The sequence below is a fragment of the Morganella sp. Je.2.23 genome (genome assembly GCF_051129855.1).
Lineage (GTDB): Bacteria > Pseudomonadota > Gammaproteobacteria > Enterobacterales > Enterobacteriaceae > Morganella > Morganella sibonii.
On the sequence record NZ_JBCPSQ010000001.1, the window covers coordinates 1,301,472 to 1,325,401 of the forward strand.

Annotated in this window: 19 protein-coding genes and 1 tRNA gene; 11 read left to right on the forward strand and 9 right to left on the reverse strand. The window is 49.3% G+C overall.

The features are described 5' to 3' along the window. Positions 1-34: 34 nt before the first annotated feature. Positions 35-1,666 carry an ABC transporter substrate-binding protein gene (locus AAZR23_RS06265; RefSeq protein ID WP_434691337.1) on the reverse strand — a complete coding sequence of 544 codons (1,632 nt, stop codon included), beginning with the start codon at positions 1,664-1,666 and terminating at the stop codon, positions 35-37. Between the two features lie 740 nt (positions 1,667-2,406). On the opposite strand from AAZR23_RS06265, the gene AAZR23_RS06270 reads away from it, so the two are divergent. From AAZR23_RS06270 to AAZR23_RS06290, 5 genes are all read left to right on the forward strand, one after another. Continuing rightward, entirely contained in the window at positions 2,407-3,975 is a 1,569-nt protein-coding gene (locus AAZR23_RS06270; protein ID WP_434691339.1) for an ABC transporter substrate-binding protein, read from the forward strand. 79 nt (positions 3,976-4,054) lie between these two features. After that, positions 4,055-5,101 carry an ABC transporter permease gene (locus tag AAZR23_RS06275; RefSeq protein WP_434691341.1) on the forward strand — a complete coding sequence of 349 codons (1,047 nt, stop codon included), beginning with the start codon at positions 4,055-4,057 and terminating at the stop codon, positions 5,099-5,101. Then, positions 5,098-5,922 carry an ABC transporter permease gene (locus AAZR23_RS06280; RefSeq protein ID WP_046893462.1) on the forward strand — a complete coding sequence of 275 codons (825 nt, stop codon included), beginning with the start codon at positions 5,098-5,100 and terminating at the stop codon, positions 5,920-5,922. Before AAZR23_RS06275 ends, AAZR23_RS06280 begins: the two co-directional genes overlap by 4 nt. Continuing rightward, the gene (locus AAZR23_RS06285) at positions 5,915-6,763 is read left to right on the forward strand and encodes an ABC transporter ATP-binding protein (RefSeq protein WP_434691344.1); all 849 of its coding nucleotides are present in this window, start codon (positions 5,915-5,917) and stop codon (positions 6,761-6,763) included. The genes AAZR23_RS06280 and AAZR23_RS06285 overlap by 8 nt, the downstream gene beginning before the upstream one ends. After that, a complete protein-coding gene (locus AAZR23_RS06290) occupies positions 6,750-7,475 on the forward strand; it encodes an ABC transporter ATP-binding protein (protein WP_434691345.1) in 726 nt (241 codons plus the stop codon). Before AAZR23_RS06285 ends, AAZR23_RS06290 begins: the two co-directional genes overlap by 14 nt. A gap of 53 nt (positions 7,476-7,528) precedes the next feature. Here the strand turns inward: AAZR23_RS06290 and AAZR23_RS06295 are convergent, their stop codons facing one another. Next, complete coding sequence (locus AAZR23_RS06295; RefSeq protein ID WP_046893465.1) at positions 7,529-8,176, reverse strand: YchE family NAAT transporter; 648 nt, start codon at positions 8,174-8,176, stop codon at positions 7,529-7,531. Between the two features lie 556 nt (positions 8,177-8,732). On the opposite strand from AAZR23_RS06295, the gene adhE reads away from it, so the two are divergent. Continuing rightward, positions 8,733-11,393 carry a bifunctional acetaldehyde-CoA/alcohol dehydrogenase gene (adhE, locus tag AAZR23_RS06300; protein ID WP_349416602.1) on the forward strand — a complete coding sequence of 887 codons (2,661 nt, stop codon included), beginning with the start codon at positions 8,733-8,735 and terminating at the stop codon, positions 11,391-11,393. A gap of 350 nt (positions 11,394-11,743) precedes the next feature. Here adhE and AAZR23_RS06305 read toward each other — a convergent pair whose 3' ends face one another. Next, positions 11,744-12,346: a thymidine kinase gene (locus AAZR23_RS06305; protein ID WP_434691346.1), complete on the reverse strand. Its 603-nt coding sequence runs from the start codon at positions 12,344-12,346 to the stop codon at positions 11,744-11,746. Positions 12,347-12,845: 499 nt separating this feature from the next. On the opposite strand from AAZR23_RS06305, the gene AAZR23_RS06310 reads away from it, so the two are divergent. Further along, complete coding sequence (locus tag AAZR23_RS06310; RefSeq protein ID WP_046893468.1) at positions 12,846-13,256, forward strand: H-NS family histone-like protein; 411 nt, start codon at positions 12,846-12,848, stop codon at positions 13,254-13,256. A 118-nt stretch (positions 13,257-13,374) separates the two neighbouring features. Here AAZR23_RS06310 and AAZR23_RS06315 read toward each other — a convergent pair whose 3' ends face one another. From AAZR23_RS06315 to rssB, 4 genes are all read right to left on the reverse strand, one after another. Further along, positions 13,375-14,388 (reverse strand): NAD-dependent epimerase, encoded by a 1,014-nt coding sequence (locus tag AAZR23_RS06315; protein WP_434691348.1) that lies wholly within the window; start codon positions 14,386-14,388, stop codon positions 13,375-13,377. 8 nt (positions 14,389-14,396) lie between these two features. Then, positions 14,397-15,740, reverse strand: a complete 1,344-nt coding sequence (locus tag AAZR23_RS06320; protein ID WP_434691349.1) for a UDP-glucose dehydrogenase family protein — start codon at positions 15,738-15,740, stop codon at positions 14,397-14,399. 22 nt (positions 15,741-15,762) lie between these two features. Continuing rightward, a complete protein-coding gene (gene galU / locus AAZR23_RS06325; RefSeq protein ID WP_107680248.1) occupies positions 15,763-16,668 on the reverse strand; it encodes a UTP--glucose-1-phosphate uridylyltransferase GalU in 906 nt (301 codons plus the stop codon). Positions 16,669-16,830: 162 nt separating this feature from the next. Next, on the reverse strand, positions 16,831-17,859 hold the full coding sequence (gene rssB / locus AAZR23_RS06330) for a two-component system response regulator RssB (RefSeq protein ID WP_218426161.1): 1,029 nt from the start codon (positions 17,857-17,859) through the stop codon (positions 16,831-16,833). Positions 17,860-18,027: 168 nt separating this feature from the next. On the opposite strand from rssB, the gene AAZR23_RS06335 reads away from it, so the two are divergent. From AAZR23_RS06335 to AAZR23_RS06345, 3 genes are all read left to right on the forward strand, one after another. Continuing rightward, positions 18,028-18,504 carry a YchJ family metal-binding protein gene (locus AAZR23_RS06335; RefSeq protein ID WP_434691351.1) on the forward strand — a complete coding sequence of 159 codons (477 nt, stop codon included), beginning with the start codon at positions 18,028-18,030 and terminating at the stop codon, positions 18,502-18,504. A gap of 65 nt (positions 18,505-18,569) precedes the next feature. Further along, on the forward strand, positions 18,570-19,418 hold the full coding sequence (gene purU, locus AAZR23_RS06340; RefSeq protein ID WP_046893474.1) for a formyltetrahydrofolate deformylase: 849 nt from the start codon (positions 18,570-18,572) through the stop codon (positions 19,416-19,418). A gap of 158 nt (positions 19,419-19,576) precedes the next feature. Next, positions 19,577-19,661 (forward strand) — tRNA-Tyr (locus AAZR23_RS06345). A gap of 16 nt (positions 19,662-19,677) precedes the next feature. Here AAZR23_RS06345 and AAZR23_RS06350 read toward each other — a convergent pair. Next, positions 19,678-20,541: a helix-turn-helix domain-containing protein gene (locus AAZR23_RS06350; RefSeq protein ID WP_166707953.1), complete on the reverse strand. Its 864-nt coding sequence runs from the start codon at positions 20,539-20,541 to the stop codon at positions 19,678-19,680. A gap of 416 nt (positions 20,542-20,957) precedes the next feature. Between AAZR23_RS06350 and xthA the strand changes: the two genes are divergently transcribed. Further along, positions 20,958-21,767 carry an exodeoxyribonuclease III gene (gene xthA, locus AAZR23_RS06355; RefSeq protein ID WP_371004539.1) on the forward strand — a complete coding sequence of 270 codons (810 nt, stop codon included), beginning with the start codon at positions 20,958-20,960 and terminating at the stop codon, positions 21,765-21,767. A 197-nt stretch (positions 21,768-21,964) separates the two neighbouring features. On the opposite strand, the gene AAZR23_RS06360 is transcribed toward xthA, so the two are convergent. After that, the gene (locus tag AAZR23_RS06360) at positions 21,965-23,929 is read right to left on the reverse strand and encodes a DNA topoisomerase III (RefSeq protein ID WP_434691355.1); all 1,965 of its coding nucleotides are present in this window, start codon (positions 23,927-23,929) and stop codon (positions 21,965-21,967) included. Between the last annotated feature and the right edge of the window lies 1 nt (position 23,930).

A 23,930-nucleotide genomic window follows, 5' to 3' on the forward strand; every position in this document is an offset into this window, starting at 1 on the left:
TTTTTTCGCACTCAGTGAGTGCAAATTTTTATTATTAATATGTTTCTACCATATATAAGCGCTTAATATCCATATAATCAAGCGGGTCATTGCCGGTAATTCCGCCGACTGATGGTTTTATCAGCCGGACACTCACGCGGTAGTAAACAGGAATCAGTGCAGAGTCCTGATCTAACTGAGTTTCTGCCTCCTGATAAGCGGATTGACGCGTTTTTTCATCCGTTGCCAGCAAAGCACGCTGCATTGCGCTGTCAAATCCGGTATTCCGGTAGAAACTGGTGTTATTACTGCTGTCTGACAGGAAAATGTTCAGAAATGAAGACGGCTCATTATAATCCGCGCACCAGGTCGCCCGGGCCACCTGATAATTCCCTTCATGACGATTCTGATTAGACGTTTTCCATTCCTGATTTTTCAGCACCACTTTGGCACCGAGATTTTTCTGCCACATAGAAGCGGCGGCAATCGCCTGCTGTTTATTCTGATCAGACGTGTTATAGAGCAATTCGAAGGTCAGCGGATTTTTTTCGCTGTAACCGGCTTCTTCCAGCAGTTTGCGCCCTTTTTCATTGCGCTGTTCCTGCGTCAGGGATGCCCAGTCCGGTGTGGTAAAATGGCCGCCGTTAATATAATGCGGCGTAAAGCCAAATGCGGGAATTTGCCCCTGTCCCATGATTTTATGCGTGATAATATCGCGATCCAGTCCCAGTTTAACGGCTTCACGCACTTTGGGGTCAGTAAACGGTGCCGCGGTATTATTTATTTCATAATAGAATGTGCATAAATACGGGGAAATCCGCACCTGAGCCGGGATCTCATTTTTCAGTTTGGCAAATAAAACCGGCGGAACCGCACTGTTGGTAACATCAATTTCACCGGCACGGTAACGGTTAATATCACTGGTTTCTGACTGGATCGGCAGGAATGTCGCCTGCTCAATAACGGTTTCTTTATCGTTCCAGTATTGCGGGTTGCGTTTCAGTACCAGCCGTTCATTCACATTCCACGCAGAAAGTGTATATGCGCCGTTACCGGTAAATTTCCCGGCAGATGTCCATTTATCGCCAAACTGTTCAATCGCCCCTTTCGGCACCGGTTTCAGTGCGGTATGGGTCAGCATATCCGGGAAATACGGCACCGGCTGAGTCAGCTGAACCTGAAACGTTCTGTCATCAACCGCTTTGACACCGAGGCTTTCCGGTGGTTTTTTACCGCTGATAATATCATCGACATTTTCGACATAGGCATAATGCAGATAGCTGCCGTAAGGTGACGCGGTTTTCGGGTCAGCTAACCGCCGCCAGCTGTAGACAAAGTCGTGTGCAGTCACCGGAGAGCCGTCGCTCCACTTTGCATCCGGCCGCAGTGTGAATGTCCAGGTAAGATTATCCGGCGATGACCAGCTTTCTGCCACCCCGGGTACGATATGACCATCACTGTCAGAGGACACCAGCCCTTCCAGCAGATTGAGAATAATATTGGATTCAGGCACACCTTCCACCTTATGCGGATCGAGTGATACCGGTTCAGTTCCGTTATTGATAACAATAACCTGTTTTTCCGCCAGTTTAGTTCCCGGCGGGACGTCCGCCGCCCCTGCGGAATAAGAGAATGCACTCAGCAGCAGCGCCTGCATGAGAGAAACAGCAATAGTGTGTTTTTTCATCTTCCGTCCCTTCTGAATAACACCTGTTAAATGAACAACGTGATTAAAAAATCGCAAATGCTTTATTTATAAGTGCCGTCAGCGACGGGTTCAGCCTGTTTATCTGTGCTGTTTTCCGGCCTGATGTACATATTCCGGGGCAGTGATTGTTTTTATCTGTAAACAGCATTTTTCTGCCGCTGAAATAAAACATTGACCCATAGCTGCTTATGACCGGACTGTTTTTGTCCGACCCGGATAAAAAAGTAAACATTTAATTAACAAAAAGCAATTTTTCCAGATAAAAACCCTGCCTCTATCACAGTTTTAGCTGATTAAATATTAACAACCAATTAAAAAACAACTGTAAATAAAAAGAGTAAAGCAAAAAAATCCGCTGAAATATCAATCTGGTGAGTAACGAAAATAACCCATTGACTGCAAATATCGTTTCTGTTGTTTATTTAACCATCTTTATCTGTTATACCCGTTTACAACAGGATTGTACGGGTGACCCTATTTGCCAATTCTGTCTGTTTTTAGTGCCGTTTTTTATGAGCTGATAACCTGTTGTTATATTACAACTGTTTTTTTGCTTTTTTTGCCGGTGAAATCTCCCGGACAGGAATTTCAGACTATGATTAACTTTATCTATAACGAAAAGTTATAAACAAGCACTTAACAGACTTTGCAAAACACCACTGTTTTTTTTAACGTGTCAGTATTAAAAAAATCAATAACACCGCTTTCAGGGGAAATATATGAAAAAAATATATCCGGCAGCGTCACTGGCTCTGCTCTTTTCCGTCTCCGCATTTGCCGCCACACCACCGAATACCTTAATTGTTGTCCAGAGCCTGGACGACATTGTCAGCCTTGACCCGGCAGAGAGTAATGAACTTTCCAGTATCCAGACCGTTCCCAGCTTATATCAGCGTCTGGTGCAGCCGAACCGGGATAATCCTGAACAGCTTGATGCCATTTTGCTGGAAGACTGGCAGGCAGACGCCGCCAATAAAACCCTGACGGTCAGAATTAAAGAGAATGCAAAATTTGCCTCCGGCAACCCGGTACGTCCGGAAGATATTATTTTCTCTTACCAGCGTGCCGTGATCATGAATAAGTCACCGGCGTTTATTCTTAATATCCTCGGCTGGAATAAAGAGAATATCGCGCAGCAGTTTGAAAAAACCGGCGACCGCACCCTGAAGATAAAATGGAGTGCGGATATCAGTCCGGACGTGGCACTGAATCTGTTATCCACCCCGATAGCGTCTGTGGTGGATGAAAAACTGGTGACACCGAATATTAAGAATAATGACTTCGGTAATGCCTGGCTGAAAATGCACTCTGCCGGCAGCGGCGCTTATTCCCTGAAAGTGTATCAGCCGAACCAGGCGATTGTGATGGCCGCCAACCCGAATGTATCCACCGGTGCAGCAAAAATTCCGTCCATTATTATTAAAAATGTGCCGGACCCGGCCTCCCGCCGTCTGCTGATTCAGCAGGGTGATGCCGATATTGCCCGTGAGCTCGGTGCTGACCAGACCGCCGCACTGAAAAATAGTGCCGGGGTACGGGTTGAAAATATTCCGTCCGCCGAACAGGATTATATGGCCTTTAATACCGGCAACAGTGCGAATCCGCTGCTGAAAAATCCGGCTCTGTGGGAAGCTGCCCGTTATCTGGTGGATTACGAAGGTATTACCCGTGATTTACTGAAAGGCCAGTATTTTATTCATCAGAGTTTCCTGCCGGTCGGTTTACCGGGCGCACTGGAAAATAACCCGTATAAATTTGATCCCGCCAAAGCCAAAGAGATTCTGGCAAAAGCCGGCATTAAAGATGCACACTTCACCCTCGATGTGGAAAACAAACCGCCGTATATCACTATTGCCCAGTCTCTTCAGGCCAGCTTTGCTCAGGGCGGTATCAAAGTGGAATTATTACCGGCTGCGGGCAGCCAGGTCTATTCCCGTGTACGTGCACGTCAGCATCAGGCGGCCATCCGTTTCTGGATCCCGGATTATTTTGATGCCCATTCCAACGCCAGCGCCTTTGCCTTTAATGACGGTAAGAGCAGCACCGTGGCATGGCTGAACGGCTGGGATATTCCGCAGTTATCACAAACCACTCTGAAAGCCGTCGCTGAGCCGGATAAAGCAAAACGCGCACAGTTGTATACCGCCATGCAGGAAGAGTTACAGCGCAGTTCTCCGTATGTCTTTATGGCACAGGGACAAAATCAGGTCGTGCTGCGGGATAATGTGAAAGGCTATCAGCAGGGACTGAATGCCGATATGGTGTATTACGACAGAGTCACCAAATAATCCGCTGATTTTCCGGTTATAACCCCGTCAGTACAGCTGACGGGGTTTGTGTGTTTTGTTTTTATTCAGGAACTGCTGTATGTCCGATATTTCCCCTGCCGGCACACTGTTTCGCCATACCCTGCGTGTGACGCTTCAGGGTCTTTTTACGCTGGCTCTGACACTGCTCGGCTTACTGGTGATCACCTTTGCATTGTCGGCACTTTCTCCGGTTGACCGGGTGTTACAGATTGTCGGCGACCATGCCAGCCATGAAACCTATGAACAGGTCCGGCTGGAACTGGGGCTGGATCAGCCCGTCTATATCCAGTTCTGGCACTACGCGGAACGCCTGCTGCACGGCGATCTCGGTATTGCCTCCTCGATGGGACAGCCGGTGCTTGACGGCGTGCTGACCACGCTGCCCGCTACCATTGAACTGGCAACGCTGGCGCTGCTGATTGGTGCTGTACTCGGGATCCTCTGCGGTACGCTGTGCGCCCGTTATGCAGGTACCCCGTTTGATTTTATCATCCGCACCCTGACGCTCCTCGGAAACTCGGTGCCGGTTTTCTGGCTGGGGCTGCTGATGCTGCTGCTGTTCTACGCCACGCTGCAATGGAGTCCCGGACCGGGACGGCTGGACGATATCTACCAGTATACTGTTGAGGCGAAAACCGGTTTTGTGCTGATCGACACCTGGTTGTCAGATGACCCGGGGGCGTTTACTAATGCGGTGGCACACCTGATCCTGCCGGTATCATTGCTGGCTTATTTTTGTCTGGCGGGGATCACCCGGCTGACACGTGCCGCCTGCCTGAGTGAAATGAACAAAGAGTATGTCACACTGGCACGTGCCAAGGGCAATACCGAAATGCAGGTATTGTTCCGCCATGTGTTGCCGAATATCCAGGGAACGCTGATCACCGTGATAGCACTGGCCTACACCGGTATGCTGGAAGGTGCGGTGCTGACAGAAACCGTCTTTTCCTGGCCCGGCATCGGCCGCTATCTGACCGCCGCCCTGTTTGCCGGAGATACCACCGCCGTGATGGGCGGGACACTGGTTATCGGTATCTGCTTTATCTTTATCAATAACGTAACCGATATGATTGTGCGTTTAACTGATCCGCGGGTGAAATCATGACATTACTGCCGAAAATCCGCCGATCCCCGTCCGCCCTGACGGGCACCCTGATTATTTTGTTTCTGCTGCTGGTGGCACTATTTGCGCCGTGGCTCGCCCCCTATGACCCGGTACTGCAAAACCCGGCACAGCGCCTGATGGCACCCGATGCACAGCACTGGCTCGGTACGGACAGCTACGGACGTGATGTGCTCTCCCGCCTGATTTACGGCACACGTCCGATGTTTGGTCTGGTCGGGCTGGTCGCGGCAATCACCCTGCCCGCCGGGTTATTGATCGGTATTCTGGCGGGTTTTTACGGCCGCTGGGTCGAAACCATCCTGATGCGGTTTACTGATATCGTGATGTCGATGCCGCGTCTGATCCTCGCCTTTGCGTTTGTTGCCATTCTCGGCCCGGGTCTGATTAACGGTGCGCTGGCACTTGCCCTGACCTCCTGGCCCGCCTATGCCCGTCAGGCGCGCAGCGAAATCCGCCATTTGCGCAACAGCGATTATCTGGCCAGCGCGGAAATGCTGGGGATCCGTGGTCTGCGTCTGTTATGGGGACATATTTTACCGCTCTGTCTGCCGTCAGCCATCGTCCGGCTGGCGCTGGATCTCGCCACCATTATTCTGGCTGCCGCCGGTCTGGGTTTCCTCGGACTGGGTGCACAACCGCCGATGGCGGAATGGGGTGCGATGATTGCTGATGGTATGCAGGTTATTTTTGACCAGTGGTGGATAGCCGCCGTACCCGGTGCGGCGATTCTGATTGCCGGTATGGCATTCAATCTTCTGGGTGATGGTTTACGGGATATTATGGAGCCGCAACATGACTGAGCCGCTTATTTGTGTCAGCAATCTGTGTGTGGATTATCCCCGCGCACAGGTGGTAAAGAAGGTTTCATTTACCCTGGGGCAGGAACGGCTGGCGCTGGTCGGGGAGTCCGGTTCCGGTAAATCCATGACGGCCAGAGCCCTGATGGGGCTGGTGCGCAAACCCGGGATTGTCAGTGCGGATACGCTGACATTCGGTCAGACCTCTCTGCTTTCCCTGCGGGAAAAGCAGTGGGCGGCACTGCGCGGTAACGATATTGCGATGATCATGCAGGACCCGCGTTATGCGCTGAATCCGGTCAGAAGCCTGTATCAGCAGATTGAGGAATCACTGCTGCGGCATCAGACGCTGAATAAATCTGACCGACGCAACCGGGTGTATGAGATAGCCCGTGCAGCCGGCTTATCTGAGCAGGCGCTTTCCCGCTATCCCGGCCAGCTTTCCGGCGGGATGGGACAGCGCGCGATGATTGCCATTGCCCTGATTAACAATCCGTCTGTTTTAATTGCTGATGAACCGACCTCTGCGCTGGATGCCCGGCTGCGGCATCAGATTCTGGAACTGATTGTCAGCCAGTGTGAGGAACGCAATATGGGACTGTTGCTGATAAGCCATGATTTACCGCTGGTTGCTGCTCATTGCCAGCGCGTTATGGTGATGTATCAGGGTCAGCAGGTGGATGAGCTGCCCGCCGTACAACTGCCGCAGGCAACGCATCCCTACACCCGGACGTTATGGACCTGCCGCCCGGATGCACAAACCTACGGCACCGATTTACCGGTATTGGATCGCGCTGCTTTACAGGTGTTACTGACTCAGGAGACACATCATGCCGGAAAATAATGCAGCGCCGATTATTGAGGTGAATAATCTTTCTGTCAGTTTCGGTCCGCGACAGGTTGTCCGCAAGGCCGGTTTTCACCTCTGCGCCGGAGAGACATTCAGTCTTATCGGCGAGTCCGGCTGCGGAAAATCCACGATTCTGCGGGTAATTGCCGGATTACAGCGTGAATGGCTGGGCGGCGTTCAGCTGCTGTCGCAACATATCCACCCCGGACAACGTTATCAGGGTGCTTTGCGCCGCAATGTGCAGATGGTATTCCAGGACCCTTATGCGTCTCTGCATCCGTTCCATACCATTCACAAAGCACTTTCGGAGCCATTGTATATTCACCGGGAAAATAACATAGAGAGCCGTGTGACAGAGGCGATAACGTCTGTCGGACTGCCGCCGGATGTCGCACAGCGTTATCCGCATCAGCTATCCGGCGGCCAGCGTCAGCGCATCGCCATCGCCCGGGCACTGATGTTACGCCCGCAGATCCTGTTACTCGATGAGCCGACTTCCGCACTCGATATGTCCGTGCAGGCGGAAATTCTCAATTTGCTTAATCACCTGAAAACCGCGCACGGCATGACGTATTTGCTGGTCAGCCATGATGCTGATGTGGTGGCGCATATGTCAGATCGTGCAGCGTTTATGGCAAACGGGAAGATTGAACGGGAATTTGATCGCGCTGCACTGCTGCGCGGCGATCACCGAATGGAAAACTGAGAGATGTAAAAACGGGGCCATTGGCCCCGTTCTGATAATAATGAACTGCATGATTATGACAATAATCCGGGAAAACTCATTTTCATGCCGGTAATAATCAGCTCAATACCTAATGACATCAGCATCAGCCCCATAATACGGGTCACGACGTTGATACCGGTTTGTCCGAGGTACTTCACCCACAATCCCGCTGAACGGAACAGCAGCCAGCAGCAGAACGCAAACAGGATACTGGTCAGTGCCAGCCCGAAAAAATTCTGCCAGCCCTGCCAGCGGGCGCTCCAGACCACACAGGAACTGATCGCACCCGGTCCCGCCATCAGCGGCAGCGCCAGCGGCACCACCCCGATATTGTCGCGGATTGCCGTTTCTGACTGCTCCTGCTTATTCTGCTTATCTTCCCCCAGCTTACCGCTGATCATGGACATCGCAATAAGGACAATCAGTGTCCCCCCTGCTATCCGGAAAGATTCGATGGAAATGCCGAACATAATGAGGATCTTATCGCCGACCAAAAGTGATATACACAAAATCACGGCCACCGAAAAGTTCGCAATCATGTTGGTTTTATTGCGTACTGCGGCAGTCTGATAATTTGTCATGCTCATAAAGACCGGCAAAATACCCACCGGGTTAACTAAAGCAAATAAGCCGACAAAAAATTTTAAATAACCGGAAAAATCCAGCAAGGTGTTGCCCACAAACGATCCTCAACCTGATGATAAAACAGTAACAGCCTGCTGATATTAACCGCAGTCTGTCGCCAAAAGGGTTGTAATAATTATAAATGTGATTATTAACACAGACATCATACCGTTGAATGTGCAGGAAAAGGAATTGCTTTGCACAGAATATTTTCCGCCGCCCGCTGATACGATACAGTTATATCGCCTTATTTTTGCCTGAATTTCAGGCAATCATCAGTTCCTCTGTAAAATTGAAACCCGATATCGTTCTTGTTACGACGTGTTGTTCCTGTTTTGACTCATGCTGAATGGTGTCAGCTTGATATATTTGTGATTTGGATCACTTTAATATTTCCCCCGAATGTTAAGCTGCTTTCATTGTAGTTGAATCGATTCAACCGTAGTACGAACAGAAAGACCTGACGGGCTTTTTAAGCAAATCAGCGGGCATATCTGCATTATGTTACCGGCAAAATCGATTTAGTTACCGGAAGATATCACCGCTATAATCAAATCGTATCAATCCGCTGATTTGCTTAAAAAGTTTAACAATTTATCAGGAGTGATCTGTATGGCCGTAACGAACGTTACCGAACTCAATGAATTAGTTGCCCGCGTGAAGAAAGCTCAGCGCGAGTTTGCCGGTTTCTCCCAGGAACAGGTGGATGCCATTTTCCGGGCTGCGGCACTCGCTGCTGCCGATGCGCGTATCCCGCTGGCAAAACTGGCGGTCGAAGAATCCGGTATGGGGATTATTGAAGATAAAGTGATTAAAAACCATTTTGCTTCTGAATATATCTATAATGCCTACCGCGATGAAAAAACCTGCGGCATCTTATCGGAAGACCCGACTTTCGGCACCATCACTATCGCAGAGCCTATCGGTATTATCTGCGGTATCGTCCCGACCACTAACCCGACCTCCACTGCTATCTTTAAAGCACTGATCAGCCTGAAAACCCGTAACGGGATCATTTTCTCCCCGCATCCGCGTGCCAAAAAAGCCACTAACAGAGCCGCTGAGATTGTCCTCAAAGCCGCTGTTGCCGCCGGTGCCCCGAAAGATATTATCGGCTGGATTGACGAACCGTCTGTTGAATTATCCAATGCCTTAATGCACCACCCGGATACTAACCTGATCCTCGCCACCGGCGGGCCGGGTATGGTGAAAGCTGCCTACAGTTCCGGTAAACCGGCTATCGGTGTCGGTGCGGGTAATACCCCTGTTGTGATCGATGAAACGGCTGATATCAAACGTGCGGTCGCCTCTATTCTGATGTCCAAAACATTCGATAACGGCGTGATTTGCGCCTCTGAGCAATCCGTTATTGTTGTCGATGATGTTTATGAGCAGGTCAAAGAACGTTTTGAAACCCACGGCGGCTATATTCTGAAAGGCAAAGAACTGAAAGCCGTTCAGGACATCATTCTGCTCAACGGCGGGCTGAATGCGAAAATTGTCGGTCAGTCTGCGGTGAAAATTGCTGAAATGGCCGGTATTGAAGTCCCTTCCTGGACCAAAATTCTGATCGGTGCTGTCTCCGTGGTGGATGAATCAGAGCCGTTTGCTCACGAAAAACTCTCTCCGCTGCTGGCAATGTACCGCGGCAAAGATTTTGAAGATGCAGTGGTCAAGGCGGAAAAACTGGTGGAAATGGGCGGGATCGGCCACACCTCCTGCTTATATACCGATCAGGACAACCAGCCTGAACGCGTTAAATTCTTCGGCGAGAAGATGAAAACCGCACGTATTCTTATCAATACCCCTGCGTCACAAGGCGGGATCGGTGATCTGTATAACTTCAAACTGTCTCCGTCACTGACGCTGGGCTGCGGTTCCTGGGGTGGTAACTCCATTTCCGAAAACGTCGGGCCGAAACACCTGATCAACACCAAAACCGTGGCAAAACGAGCTGAAAATATGTTGTGGCATAAACTTCCGAAATCTATCTATTTCCGCCGCGGTTCTCTGCCGGTTGCCCTGGAAGAGATCGCCGGTGACGGTGCGAAACGTGCATTTATCGTAACTGACGGCTATCTGTTCAATAACGGCTATGTGGATGAAGTCACCCGTGTGCTGAAATCCTACGGCATGGAAGTGGAAATATTCTTTGAAGTGGAAGCTGACCCGACACTTTCCGTCGTCCGCAAAGGTGCGGAGCAGATGAACAGCTTCAAACCGGACGTGATTATTGCCCTCGGCGGCGGTTCCCCGATGGATGCGGCCAAAATCATGTGGGTGATGTATGAGCATCCGGAAACTCACTTTGAGGAACTGGCACTGCGCTTTATGGATATCCGTAAACGTATCTATAAATTCCCGAAAATGGGTGTGAAAGCGAAAATGGTCGCGATCACCACTACCTCCGGTACCGGTTCGGAAGTCACTCCGTTTGCCGTCGTGACTGACGATACCACCGGCCAGAAATACCCGCTGGCAGACTATGCCCTGACGCCGGATATGGCTATTGTTGATGCCAACCTGGTGATGAACATGCCGAAATCCCTTACCGCGTTCGGCGGACTGGATGCGGTCACCCATGCGCTGGAAGCGTATGTATCGGTACTGGCAAACGAGTTCTCTGACGGCCAGGCATTGCAGGCGCTGAAACTACTGAAAGAGTTTTTACCGGCCAGCTATCACGAAGGTGCGAAGAACCCGGTTGCCCGTGAGCGTGTGCATAATGCCGCAACTATCGCCGGTATCGCGTTTGCCAACGCCTTCCTCGGTGTCTGTCACTCTATGGCCCATAAACTGGGTTCAGAGTTCCATATTCCGCACGGCCTGGCTAACGCCCTGCTTATCTGTAACGTCATTCGTTATAACGCCACAGATAACCCGACCAAGCAGACTGCATTCAGTCAGTATGACCGTCCGCAGGCACGCCGCCGCTACGCGGAAATTGCAGATCACCTGCAACTGAGTGCTGCCGGTGACCGTACTGCGCAGAAGATTGAAAAACTGCTGGTCTGGCTGGATGAAATCAAAGCGTCTCTGGGCATTCCGAAATCTATCCGTGAAGCCGGGGTGCCGGAAGCTGAGTTCCTGGCGAAGCTGGATAAACTGTCAGAAGATGCCTTTGATGACCAGTGTACCGGTGCGAACCCGCGTTATCCGCTGATTGCTGAATTAAAACAAATTATGCTGGATACATATTACGGCCGTACCTATGACGAATCCGTTCCTGTTGCGGCGCCTAAACCGGTTGCCAAACGAAATGCTAAGAAATAGTCATCAATCCGGTAAATAATAACCGCAAAGCCCTCTCCGGAGGGCTTTTTTATATTTATCCCATAATAATAATTAAATAATTGTCTCTGTATTAACTGCTCTTCACTTTTGATCATGTTTCCCGCTGTCGCCGGTCTTTAATATTTCACTTAATACCGGTCACGAAACTGATGCAGCCACCGCCGCTATTTACCGCGATTTTATCCCTGCTGACTCAAATACCGCCTAATCACTTTCCTGCACAAACTGCTCCTGCTGTTTTTTGATATCCCCGGTAATCCGCAGCGGATATAAAAAAACCGGACAATGACGTCCGGCACTTTTTTGTATAACAGAGAGACTTCCCTGTTTTATGACCGATATTCTGCTGCTTTTACTTCACGTATCGCTTCATTGTAATGCTTGCGGCAGACCGATACATATTTTTCATTACCACCGATGTCAATTTGTGCGCCGTCCGCCATGACTCTGCCCTGTCCGTCATAACGTAAAACCCGGCTGGCTTTCCGCCCGCAATAACAAATTGTTTTTAATTCAACTAATTTATCCGCCCACGCCAATAAATAATGGCTTCCGCTGAATAATTCACCTTTAAAGTCAGTGCGTAATCCGTAGCACAGAACAGGAATATCAATGTCATCGACGATATAACACAGCTGTTCCACCTGTGCTTTGGTCAGAAACTGGCATTCATCGATTAATACGCAGTGTACGGGCGCCTGCTGATGTTCACGGATAATAGCTGTGCTGATATCAGTATCAGTACCAAATACCCGTGCATCCGCGCTCAGGCCGATACGTGAGGTGACTCTGCTCTGTTCGTAGCGGTCGTCTATCTCTGCGGTAAATATCAGCGTGCGCATACCGCGTTCGTTATAGTTATAGGATGACTGCAGTAATGCAGTCGATTTTCCCGCGTTCATTGCGGAGTAATAAAAATAAAGCTGAGCCACCGGCTCTCTCCCCTTACACAATCAAGATCTGCGACAATACTAACACATTAGTGTTAAAAACAGCGCAATCTGTATTTAACACATGCCCGGATCGCATGCTCAATATCCTGAATTCATTGCAACTGTAAATTCACGCAAGGCATGGTTACATGACGGATATTCACTGTTGTTATCAGCAACCCTTCGCTTTATCCTGTTTTTCATTATACCGGGGCCGAAGAATAACGTTTCTTTACATAAGACAAGGTTAAATATAATTTGTATTCCCTACCTCATTTATGAACAATTTTTATGAAGATGCTGAACATCAACGCATTTTCACCCCGTCCCCTTATCAAATTTAAACGAAAACCCAAAAACACCCTTATTATTCCTCAGAAATAATTGCTTTTAAAAAAAATGTGTTTTAACCTTACTCCGAAATTTGCTATTGCAGATTTTTAAATAGCAATCTATTATTAACTATACATCAGCCAACATTTAATTTGAGACCAGGATTATGAGTGAATCTTTGAAGCCATTTAATAATATCCGTACTCTTCGCGCTCAGGCGAGAGAATCCAGCTTAGAAGTTTTAGAAGAAATTCTGGAAAAACTGACTTCTGTTGTAGAAGAACGTCGTCTGGAAGAATCTCAGGCTCAGGCTAAAGAAGAAGAGCGCACCCGTAAATTAGAAGAGTTCCGTCAGCTGCTTGAAAAGCAGAATATCAATCCGGAAGAATTAATTCAGTCTATGGGTACAGGCAAAGCAACACGCAAATCCAAGCGTGCTCAGCGCCCGGCCAAATATGAATATATCGATGAAAACGGTGAAAGCAAAACCTGGACCGGCCAGGGTCGCACACCAGCTGTGATCAAACAGGCTATCGATAACGAAGGCAAATCTCTGAACGATTTCTTAATCAAGTAAGCGATTACACCTGACAAAAAGCCCTTCCCTGAAGGGCTTTTTTTATATCCGCCGGTCAGCCGGACAGAAAAAAGGAGGCTTTCGCCTCCTTTTTTATACTTATAACCGTTGCTGTTATTTACTTTTTACCGTGATAAAACGACATATACCAGTCAACAAACTGCTGTACACCGTAATTAACCGGTGTATCCGGTGAGAAACCAATTGTGTTATACAGCTCGCCGGAATCCGCACAGGTGGATAACACATCCCCATCCTGCATATCCATATAATGTTTGTTGGCTTTAATATCCAGTGCGGTTTCAATCGCCTGAATAAAATCACCCAGCCTGGTCGGCTGCCCGTTACCGACATTATAGACTTTGTACGGCGCAGAACTGGCTGATTTCAGCCCCTCTTCCACCGTCCAGTCGCTGTCAGCTGCCGGAATCACATTCACCAGACGCACCACCGCTTCAGCAATATCACCGACATAGGTGAAATCGCGCACCATATTGCCGTGGTTATATACATCGATCGGTTTTCCGTCCAGCATGGCTTTAACAAACTTAAATAACGCCATATCCGGGCGCCCCCACGGGCCGTAAACCGTAAAGAAGCGCAAACCGGTTGTCGGTAACTGATAAAGATGCGAATAACTGTGAGACATCAGTTCATTGGCTTTTTTCGTCGCCGCATACAACGAAACCGGATGATCCACATCATCCTCAACAGAGAACGGCTGCTTACGGTTCAGCCCGTATACGGAACTTGAGGAGGAATAAATCAGATGCCCGACGTTATTATGACGGCATCCTTCCAGGATATTCATATGCCCCAGAATATTCGCATCAATATACGCCATCGGATTCTGAATCGAGTAACGTACACCCGGCTGTGCCGCAAGGTGGATCACCCGTTCAAATTTTTGCGCGGCAAACAGTTCACTGACTGCCGTTTTCTCCGACAAATCCATTTTAAAAAACTGAAATTGCGGATGCGGTAATAACAGATCAAGGCGGGCCTGCTTGAGATTGACATCATAATAGTCATTCAGGTTATCGGCACCGACAACCTCGTGCCCCTGCTCAAGCAGGCGCTGCGAGACATGATAACCAATAAAACCGGCCGCACCGGTTACAAGTATTTTCATATTCAGACTCAAATTACCGGATTAATGGAAGCACCACGACCTATACCATAATAGATAAAGCCGCGATTTTCTAAACGTTCCGGGTCATAAAGGTTGCGTCCGTCAAAAATAACCGGCGTTTTCAGGCCTGCCTTGATAACGCCAAAGTCCGGCGCGCGGAAACTCTGCCACTCCGTGCAGATAACCAGTGCATCCGCATTGTGCAGTGCCGCTTCTTTCGTCCCCATCAGTGCCAGGTCATCACGCTGCCCGAAAATACGCTGTGCTTCCTGCATGGCTTCCGGGTCATATGCCTGAATTTTGGCACCGGCTGCCCATAATTCCTGTAACAGGATACGGCTGGATGCCTCACGCATATCATCTGTATTCGGTTTAAAGGAAAGCCCCCATACCGCAAAGGTTTTACCCTTCAGGTTTTCACCGAAATGACGTTTGATAAAGGACGGCAGTTTGTATTTCTGCTGTTCGTTCACTTCTTCCACCGCACGCAGAATGCGCGGCGTAAAGCCGATATGCTCTGCTGTACGGATCAGAGCCTGTACATCTTTCGGGAAGCAGGAGCCGCCGTAGCCGCAGCCCGGGTAAATAAAGTGATAGCCGATGCGGGAATCAGAACCGATCCCCTGGCGCACATTCTCAATATCCGCACCCAGCATTTCCGCCAGGTTGGAGATTTCATTCATAAAGCTGATTTTCGTGGCCAGCATACAGTTTGCCGCGTATTTGGTCAGCTCCGCACTGCGGATATCCATGACGATCATCCGGTCATGGTTGCGGTTAAACGGCTCATACAGTTCACGGATAATATCGACAACACGCTCATTATCACAACCGATAACAATACGCTCAGGACGCATACAGTCAGCGACTGCCGCCCCTTCCTTCAGGAATTCCGGATTGGACACCACGTCATAGGCAATATCCGCACCACGTTCAGCCAGCGCGGCTTTGATGGTGGCATTGACTTTGTCTGCGGTACCGACCGGTACAGTGGATTTGTCGATAACCACTTTGTAGTCCTGCATATGCTGCGCGATGGTACGGGCAACTGCGGTCACGTATTGCAGATCGGCTGAGCCGTCTTCGTCAGGCGGTGTGCCGACCGCAATAAATTGCAGTGTACCGTGAGCCACACCCTTTTCCGCGTCGGTGGTAAAGCTTAAACGGCCTTCTTCATAGTTTTTCTTCACCAGCGGCGCCAGGCCCGGTTCAAAAATCGGGATAACACCGTTTTTCAGGTTTTCCACTTTTTTTGCATCAACATCGACACACATCACATCATGGCCGACTTCCGCCAGCACTGTCGCCTGCACCAGGCCGACATACCCGATTCCAAATACGGTTACTTTCATAGTTCACCTATTGCAACAATTATTAATTCTGTAATGTTTTCAGCCAGTCTGAGAATTCACGGCCCAGGTGCTTATGACGCATGCTGTATTCGACAAAGGCTTTCATATAACCCATTTTGTCACCACAGTCATGGCTGCGGCCTACCAGGCGGTATGCTTCCACCGGATTTTTTTCAATCAGCATCGCGATCGCATCCGTCAGCTGGATCTCATCACCGGCGCCCGGTGCGGTTTTCCCCAGCAGCGGCCAGATATCCTGAGACAGCACATAACGGCCGACGATAGACATATTTGACGGTGCTTTGGCCGGTTCCGGTTTTTCCACCACCGCAAACATCGGTTTGCTTTCGCCGGCAGCCAGGCTTTCACCGTGGCAATCCACCACGCCGTAATTTGACACCATTTCCTGCGGAACAGGATCGACCATGACCTGGCTTGCACCGTGCTCTTCATAACGTGCAATCATTTCTCTGAGGTTGAATTTTGTCAGGTCAGTACTGTGTTCATCAATGATGACATCCGGTAATACCACCGCAAACGGCTCATCACCAATCATCGGCTTCGCGCATAACACCGCATGGCCGAGCCCTTTGGCGATGCCCTGGCGGGTCTGCATGATAGTGACATGACGCGGACAGATTGACTGAACTTCTTCCAGCAACTGACGTTTAACGCGTTTTTCCAGGATGGCTTCCAGTTCAAAACTGGTATCGAAATGGTTTTCAATGGAGTTTTTTGATGAGTGGGTCACTAAAATAATTTCGGTGATCCCCGCCGCGATACACTCATTAACCACATACTGGATAAGCGGTTTATCCACCAGCGGCAGCATTTCTTTCGGAATCGCTTTTGTGGCCGGAAGCATACGTGTTCCTAATCCTGCAACCGGGATCACAGCCTTGTGTACCTTATTTTTCTGCACTGACATACATCATCCTCATGCGCATAAACAGAATAAATACGCGATTTATAAAAAATAATGAGACTGAGTATACCAGCTAATTTTCAGGGATAAATACTCTGTTCCGTGTAAATGCGGTTTAGTGTTAAGAGATGTTTAATATCTGAACGGGTTGGTAAAGCCCGGCAATTATCCCTGATGTGGTCCGGGCGTCAGGCTTAATTTAATCTGGCTGCTGCTGTTCCAGATCCGGCATTGCAGATGACGGCTGAATTCGCTTATCTGACTGGAATAAACGGAAGAGAGTGTGCCCAGCGGAATCCCTCTGTTAATACGGATAACATGGTTGTCAGAGCGTAATTCCGCACTGATACCGGCGCTGGATAATAATACTGACTTACGCCGCGTGTGATAATACCCCAGCAGCAGCGGCAGTTGTCCCGGAATACCGGCCTCCTGCAATAAACGGTTCAGCTTATTCAGAATAGCGGTCATACTCGGTAATTTCCGGTGGTGATTATGAATATAACGTTTAAGCAGATCGTTAAAAATCACGCGGATTAACATCGCCATCAGCGGACCGTTGCCGGTATTCTGACTGATATCAAGGCAATAAAACGCCACTTCATTATCCGAAAATTCAGCTACGTCAAATACCAGTCCGGCCCGGCAGGTATCGGATAATTGCGCGTAACGGATCTGATAATTTGCCAGCACCTGGCTCGGTGGCGGATTCAGTTGTTTTAATAAACGTAAAACATCATCCACATTATGTTGCAGCTGAGCCCAGATCCCGGACAGATCATTGTTTTCCAGCACGCCCGGTGAGAAAAATGACGGGTACAAATGCGACAGACACAATTTTTTTACTTCTTCCAGCCTGCTCAGCGGCTTTAACAAAACATCCTTTGCCCCCAGGCGCAGCACTTCATCAATATCGGACATTTTTTGTGTCGCGGAAATAACAATCACCGGAACCGCCGGTAATTCAGACTGTAAACGTGCGATAAATTCCGCACCGGTCATCACCGGCATATTCAGATCGCAGAAAATCAGCTCCGGCTGAAAGCCCTCTTCTATATATGCCCATGCCCGGGCACCGTCACCGGCGGAGAGTACTGTGGCACCGAGAAGGCGTAAATAAGATGACAACGCCATATTGAATACCGGGTCGTCATCGATGACTAACAATCGTTTTCCGTCCAGTGCTTGTTTCATCGCATCCTCTTTTCACCCGGCCACACACTACAGATTACCCGGAACACCGGTGATAACGTTGCTCCCGCACTGCTCCTGTGATTAAGGATAGCGTGTGATCTGTATTTCCGGTAGCATCAGAACCCTGTTCCTTACGATTATTTACCCTGAACACATTATTTGATAATTATGTCTCATTTTACAGATAGCGCCCCCTGTCCGTGCGGCAGCGGAGCTACATTCGCACAGTGTTGTCAGCCTTATCTTTCCGGTGCACTCAGTGCCCCGGATGCGCGTGCGCTGATGCGTTCACGTTACAGTGCGTTTGTCACACATAATGCCGATCATCTGATCCGGACATGGTATCCGCCGGAGCGGGCGGAAGCGTTGCGGGCAGAACTGATCGCCGGGTTCGGTGAAACGGAATGGCTGGGGCTGAATGTTATTGATTTTCAGCCCGGCACCGCACCGGACGAGGCTTTCGTTGAATTTTGTGCTTGCTTTATTGATAAAAAGTCCGAAGATAAACAATTCATTCACGAACGGTCCCGTTTTCGCCTGACTGACGGCTGCTGGATGTACCTCGACGGTGTTAAACCTCAGACCGGCCGTAATGATCCCTGCCCCTGCGGCTCCGGAAAAAAATACAAAAAATGTTGTGCCTGATACCGGACAGGCACCTCCTGTAAACAAACATCACCGACATCAGTTATTAAGGATCCACACCTTCCATGCAACACCAGACGAGTCAGAGAAAGATTCTGCGAACCATTTGCCCTGACGCAAAAGGTCTTATCGCCAAGATCACCAATATTTGTTACAAGCATCAGCTGAATATTGTCCAGAACAATGAATTCGTTGATCACCGCACCGGGCGCTTTTTTATGCGTACCGAGCTGGAAGGGATTTTTAACGATGAAACCCTGCTGGCCGACCTTGATGATGCTCTGCCGAAAGGCTCCACCCGCGAGTTAACCACTGCCGGACGCCGCCGTATTGTTATTATGGTGACCAAAGAGGCACACTGCCTCGGTGATATCCTGATGAAAAGCGCCTACGGCGGCCTGGATGTCGAAATCGCGGCAGTTATCGGCAATCACGATGTGTTATCTCACCTGGTCACACAGTTTGGTATTCCGTTCCATCATATCAGCCACGACGGGTTAACCCGTGAGCAGCATGATATGCAGATCATTCAGCAGATCGATCAGTATCAGCCTGATTACGTGGTGCTGGCAAAATACATGCGTGTGCTGACCCCGGCGTTTGTTCAGCACTACCCGAACCAGATTATCAACATCCACCACTCCTTCCTGCCGGCCTTTATCGGCGCACGGCCTTATCATCAGGCTTATGAGCGCGGCGTGAAGATTATCGGTGCTACGGCACACTATGTGAATGATAACCTCGACGAAGGTCCGATCATTCATCAGAGCGTGATTAATGTCGATCACACCTACAGTGCCGATGACATGGTAATGGCCGGCCGTGATGTCGAAAAAAACGTACTCAGCCATGCCCTGGGCCGTGTACTGACACAACGTGTATTCGTTTACGGTAACCGTACTGTGATTTTATAACGGCTTAATTGCCTGAAGTTGCACGCATAACGTGCACTTCGGGCAAAAAAACAACGGCCATTCATTTTTTCTCTTTTTTTACTTTACAGCGCCCGCATATTTGCTATTATGCAGCCCGTCCCAAGGCAACAGCTGAACGGACAGACAATTTGATTATTGGTGGGATACCCAAGCGGCCAAAGGGAGCAGACTGTAAATCTGCCGTCACAGACTTCGAAGGTTCGAATCCTTCTCCCACCACCATCTCTCTTCTCTCCTGTTATTTCATATTCTCAATACAATCCATAACCTTATTCAGCACACTCGCATGTGACTTCGATTTGTACAGATAACAATGATTTTCCGCTTCAGTCTGCGACAACGGCAGGAAAATGAGTTCGTCACTGTACGGCAGTGTTTTCGGCTGCTCATCAATAAAGCAGAGATAATCTCCGTCAATCAGCAGATGCAGATAACTGTTCACATTATCAATCAGATGCACATGTTCATGTTTACTTTGCTCATCATGCTGCTGCAGCATTATTTTCAGCAGCGGGCTTTCATATAACAACGGCTCACATAACCAGACACAGCAGGATAGTAATGTTTGTAAATTATTATCGCAGGCCTGAAACAGCGAACGGCGGCAGCAAATTCCGATCTGCCCCTGCGGTAAATGACGCAGCAGTGCAAAACGTTCACTGACAACCGGCTCTGAGGAAAGTATCAGTGTATTCCCCTCGAAATCATTTATTTCATCAATACAATCATAATGGAAACGGAATATATTAATTTGTATACCGGCTTTAAATGCAGCACTGTATAACGCACCGATATATTTACTTTTACCCCAGTCATAAAATATATTCACCTTATTACATATCGTTCCGCTGATATGTTTTTTAGTGATCTCTTTTTCCTGCATATAGAGATCTTTAAGGTCATTGTACAGCTCCATACCTTCACGCGTCAGACTCATACCGAATTTTTCACGTTTAAATAGACGCTTACCCAGTGAAATCTCAAAATCCTTGATCGATTTCGCCACCGGCGGTGTTGTCCTGTTCATCACTTTTGCTGCTTTGCTGAGCGAGCCGTATTCAACAACAGCCATAAAGGCCTCTAACTTCCTTGAAAAAAACATAATGTCGATTCCTGTGCTGTAGTAAATAATCAGTTAAATAATTACTTATTGATATGTAACGACTTTATTTCTGGTGTTTTTTTTCTTAAACAAAGAGTTAAAATACGATTTTCGTTAAAACTCATACAACAATAATAATACAACATTATATTTTTATTATTCTGTTTTATTAGATTTCATTTTAAAGATTAATACATAAATACAAAAACCTTCCTTCCGATTTTTATTACCCTCTTTTCATTTCACTTTGCTGAAGCAAGAATAATCATTATTAATGCTGTTTATTTTGTCAATTAAAAATTAAGACATATTAATTCCTGCCGGGCATGCCGGTTTTTATTATTCTTCTGACGGGTTACTTTTTTTCTGCAATCTGTTACTCTTTTGTTGTTAACTCATCAACCGGTTGGAATTCTATGAAGTTTGTCTCTTTTAACATTAACGGGTTAAGAGCCCGGCCTCACCAGCTGGAAGCGATTATTGCACAGCATCAGCCTGATGTTATCGGCCTCCAGGAAACCAAAGTTCATGACGACATGTTCCCGCTCGATGACCTGAAACATCTCGGTTACCACATTTTTTATCACGGCCAGAAATCCCATTACGGTGTCGCCCTGCTGACCAAAACAGAGCCTGTTGCCGTACGCAAAGGCTTCGCAGGGGATGATGAAGATGCCCAGCGCCGTCTGATTATGGCGGATATTGATACCCCGGCGGGGGTACTGACAGTGATTAACGGTTATTTCCCCCAGGGAGAAAGCCGTGACCATCCGCTGAAATTCCCGGCGAAAACCAAATTCTATCAGGATTTACAGGACTACCTGTCCGGGCGGTCGAATCAGGATCCGATTGTTATTATGGGCGATATGAATATCAGCCCGCAGGATATTGATATCGGAATTGGTGATGCTAACCGCAAACGCTGGCTGAAGACCGGCAAATGTTCTTTCCTGCCGGAAGAGCGGGAGTGGATGGATCGCCTGCTCGGCTGGGGGCTGACTGACACCTACCGCGCCATGTATCCTGATGCAGATGACCGTTTCTCATGGTTTGACTACCGTTCCCGCGGTTTTGATGACAACCGGGGACTGCGGATTGACCTGATTCTGGCAAGTTCCGGGCTGGCGCCGCGCTGTACCGCCACAGGTATTGATTATGAGATCCGCGGTATGGAAAAACCGTCTGATCACGCGCCAATCTGGGCGGAGTTTGATCTGACCCGCTGATACAAAATGTCCCGCCAATGCGGGACATTTCAGGCCGTTGACAAACCCGCAGGGGGTGGCGACGACCGACAGAGGTTGTAAAAATAAACCAGGAAAATCAATTTATTGATTTTCGGCTGATAACACAAAGCAGGAAAAACCACGTTTTATCCTGCTTTGCCGGCAATCTCAAATGTCCCGCCAATGCGGGACATTTTTTATTCTTCTTCCTGTGGCGGCGCTTTTTTCCCGCCTGTCTTTCCTTTGCCCTTCGCGGCCGTTTTCCCCTTTCCTTTCGCCCCGGCTTTTTTTGCCTGTGGCGGCGGCGGCAGATCACGGAAAGCGCGGACATTCCGGTTCTGTCTGGCCTGGTTTATCAGTCCGGTCAGCGTTTCGGATAACGGCACCATAAAATCCTGATAGCGGTACTGTTTTTCGCTGATTTGTGTCAGCGTGGATTCCCAGTGTGCGGTCATATCCGGCAATGTCGCCATTTCCGGCAAAACATGAATCAGCGCCCGTCCCGCCGGTGATGAGTGAATATTCCGCCCTTTTTTGTACAGAAACTCACGGCGGAACAGCAGTTCGATAATCCCGGCACGGGTCGCTTCTGTTCCCAGGCCATCTGTTTCACGCAGCACTTTTTTCAGGGATTTATCTTTCACGAACCGGGCAATCCCGGTCATGGCAGACAGCAGCGTGGCATCCGTAAACGGCCTCGGCGGCTGAGTCTGGCGTTCAACCACTTCACCGCGCTCGCACAGGAGCTCGTCCCCTTTGGTCAGAACCGGCAGCGGAGTTCCTTCGTTTTCCTCGTCACGCTCTTTGGCGCCCAGCATGGTCCGCCAGCCCGCCTGAGAAAGAAAACGCGCTTTTGCCACAAATTTACCGTTAGCGATATCCAGTTCAATCACACATTTGCGGTATTGCGCATCCGGCATGAACTGCATCAGATACTGACGCGCAATCAGCTCGTAGATATTGGCTTCATTCTCATTCAGCGACACGGAGACCGATTTTGCCGTCGGAATGATGGCATGGTGCGCATCCACCTTTTTATCGTCCCAGCAGCGGTTACGCAGCGAATCATCAAGGTTATCCTGCGGCAGCAGATGCGGGGTATGTACAGAAATGGCGTTAAGTACACTGTGACGCCCGGCAAAATGCTCTTCCGGCAGATGACGGCTGTCCGATCGGGGATAGGTAATAAGTTTGTGGGTTTCATACAAACGCTGGCAGACATCCAGCACCGCCTGGGCACTCAGCCCGTAGCGTTTGGCAGCCTCAATCTGTAAGGCGGATAATGAAAACGGCAGCGGCGCGACCTCATTTTCGGTTTTATCCTGAAAATCCGTCACATAGGCCGGTTTACCGGTAATGCGGCTGACCACATGTTCCGCCAGCGGCCGGTGGGTCAGACGCCCTTCTTCATCCTGATAGTCCTGACAGGCGTCGCTCGGCACCCACATCGCCGTAAAGCGCTCATCTGCCGGGGTGACAATATGTGCCCGTACCTCAAAGAAATCCCGCGGCACAAAGTTTTCAATTTCTTCGTCACGACGCACCACCAGCCCGAGTACCGGGGTCTGCACACGGCCGACCGAGAGCACACCGTTATACCCGGCATTGCGGCCGAGAATGGTGTAGGCGCGCGTCATATTGATACCGTAGAGCCAGTCGGCACGTGACCGCGCCAGTGCCGAAACACACAGCGGGATAAAATCACGGTTGGAACGCATTTTATCCACCGCCCGTGTTACTGCCTGCGGGTTAAGATCATTGACCAGACAACGTTGTACCTGCTGTCGTTTTTCCGGCGGTAACTCCAGGAAATCCAGAACCTCATCCACCAGCAGTTGCCCTTCTCGATCGGGGTCTCCGGCGTGGATAACTTCGGTGGCAGAACTGAGCAGCGTACCGATAGTGCGCAGCTGTTTCGCTACTGAGTCGCGGGGTCTGAGGATCCATTTTTGCGGGATAATCGGCAGGTCAGCCAGGTTCCAGCGGGCGTAACGCGGATCATAGGCATCCGGCTCTGCCTGTTCCAGCAGGTGGCCGATGCACCAGGTCACGCAGTCATTCTGACCGCAGCGGATAAAGCCGTCCCCCCGCTGGTGCGGTTTGGGTAATACATCCGCAATCGCACGGGCGAGGCTGGGCTTTTCGGCAATAAACAAACGCATG

Bases quoted from the DNA above. Each gene is read 5' to 3' on its own strand.
- AAZR23_RS06265 (WP_434691337.1), bottom strand. From the start codon at position 1,666: ATGAAAAAACACACTATTGCTGTTTCTCTCATGCAGGCGCTGCTGCTG.
- AAZR23_RS06270 (WP_434691339.1), top strand. From the start codon at position 2,407: ATGAAAAAAATATATCCGGCAGCGTCACTGGCTCTGCTCTTTTCCGTC.
- AAZR23_RS06275 (WP_434691341.1), top strand. From the start codon at position 4,055: ATGTCCGATATTTCCCCTGCCGGCACACTGTTTCGCCATACCCTGCGT.
- AAZR23_RS06280 (WP_046893462.1), top strand. From the start codon at position 5,098: ATGACATTACTGCCGAAAATCCGCCGATCCCCGTCCGCCCTGACGGGC.
- AAZR23_RS06285 (WP_434691344.1), top strand. From the start codon at position 5,915: ATGACTGAGCCGCTTATTTGTGTCAGCAATCTGTGTGTGGATTATCCC.
- AAZR23_RS06290 (WP_434691345.1), top strand. From the start codon at position 6,750: ATGCCGGAAAATAATGCAGCGCCGATTATTGAGGTGAATAATCTTTCT.
- adhE (WP_349416602.1), top strand. From the start codon at position 8,733: ATGGCCGTAACGAACGTTACCGAACTCAATGAATTAGTTGCCCGCGTG.
- AAZR23_RS06310 (WP_046893468.1), top strand. From the start codon at position 12,846: ATGAGTGAATCTTTGAAGCCATTTAATAATATCCGTACTCTTCGCGCT.
- AAZR23_RS06315 (WP_434691348.1), bottom strand. From the start codon at position 14,388: ATGAAAATACTTGTAACCGGTGCGGCCGGTTTTATTGGTTATCATGTC.
- AAZR23_RS06320 (WP_434691349.1), bottom strand. From the start codon at position 15,740: ATGAAAGTAACCGTATTTGGAATCGGGTATGTCGGCCTGGTGCAGGCG.
- galU (WP_107680248.1), bottom strand. From the start codon at position 16,668: ATGTCAGTGCAGAAAAATAAGGTACACAAGGCTGTGATCCCGGTTGCA.
- rssB (WP_218426161.1), bottom strand. From the start codon at position 17,859: ATGAAACAAGCACTGGACGGAAAACGATTGTTAGTCATCGATGACGAC.
- AAZR23_RS06335 (WP_434691351.1), top strand. From the start codon at position 18,028: ATGTCTCATTTTACAGATAGCGCCCCCTGTCCGTGCGGCAGCGGAGCT.
- purU (WP_046893474.1), top strand. From the start codon at position 18,570: ATGCAACACCAGACGAGTCAGAGAAAGATTCTGCGAACCATTTGCCCT.
- AAZR23_RS06350 (WP_166707953.1), bottom strand. From the start codon at position 20,541: ATGTTTTTTTCAAGGAAGTTAGAGGCCTTTATGGCTGTTGTTGAATAC.
- xthA (WP_371004539.1), top strand. From the start codon at position 20,958: ATGAAGTTTGTCTCTTTTAACATTAACGGGTTAAGAGCCCGGCCTCAC.
- AAZR23_RS06360 (WP_434691355.1), bottom strand. From the start codon at position 23,929: ATGCGTTTGTTTATTGCCGAAAAGCCCAGCCTCGCCCGTGCGATTGCG.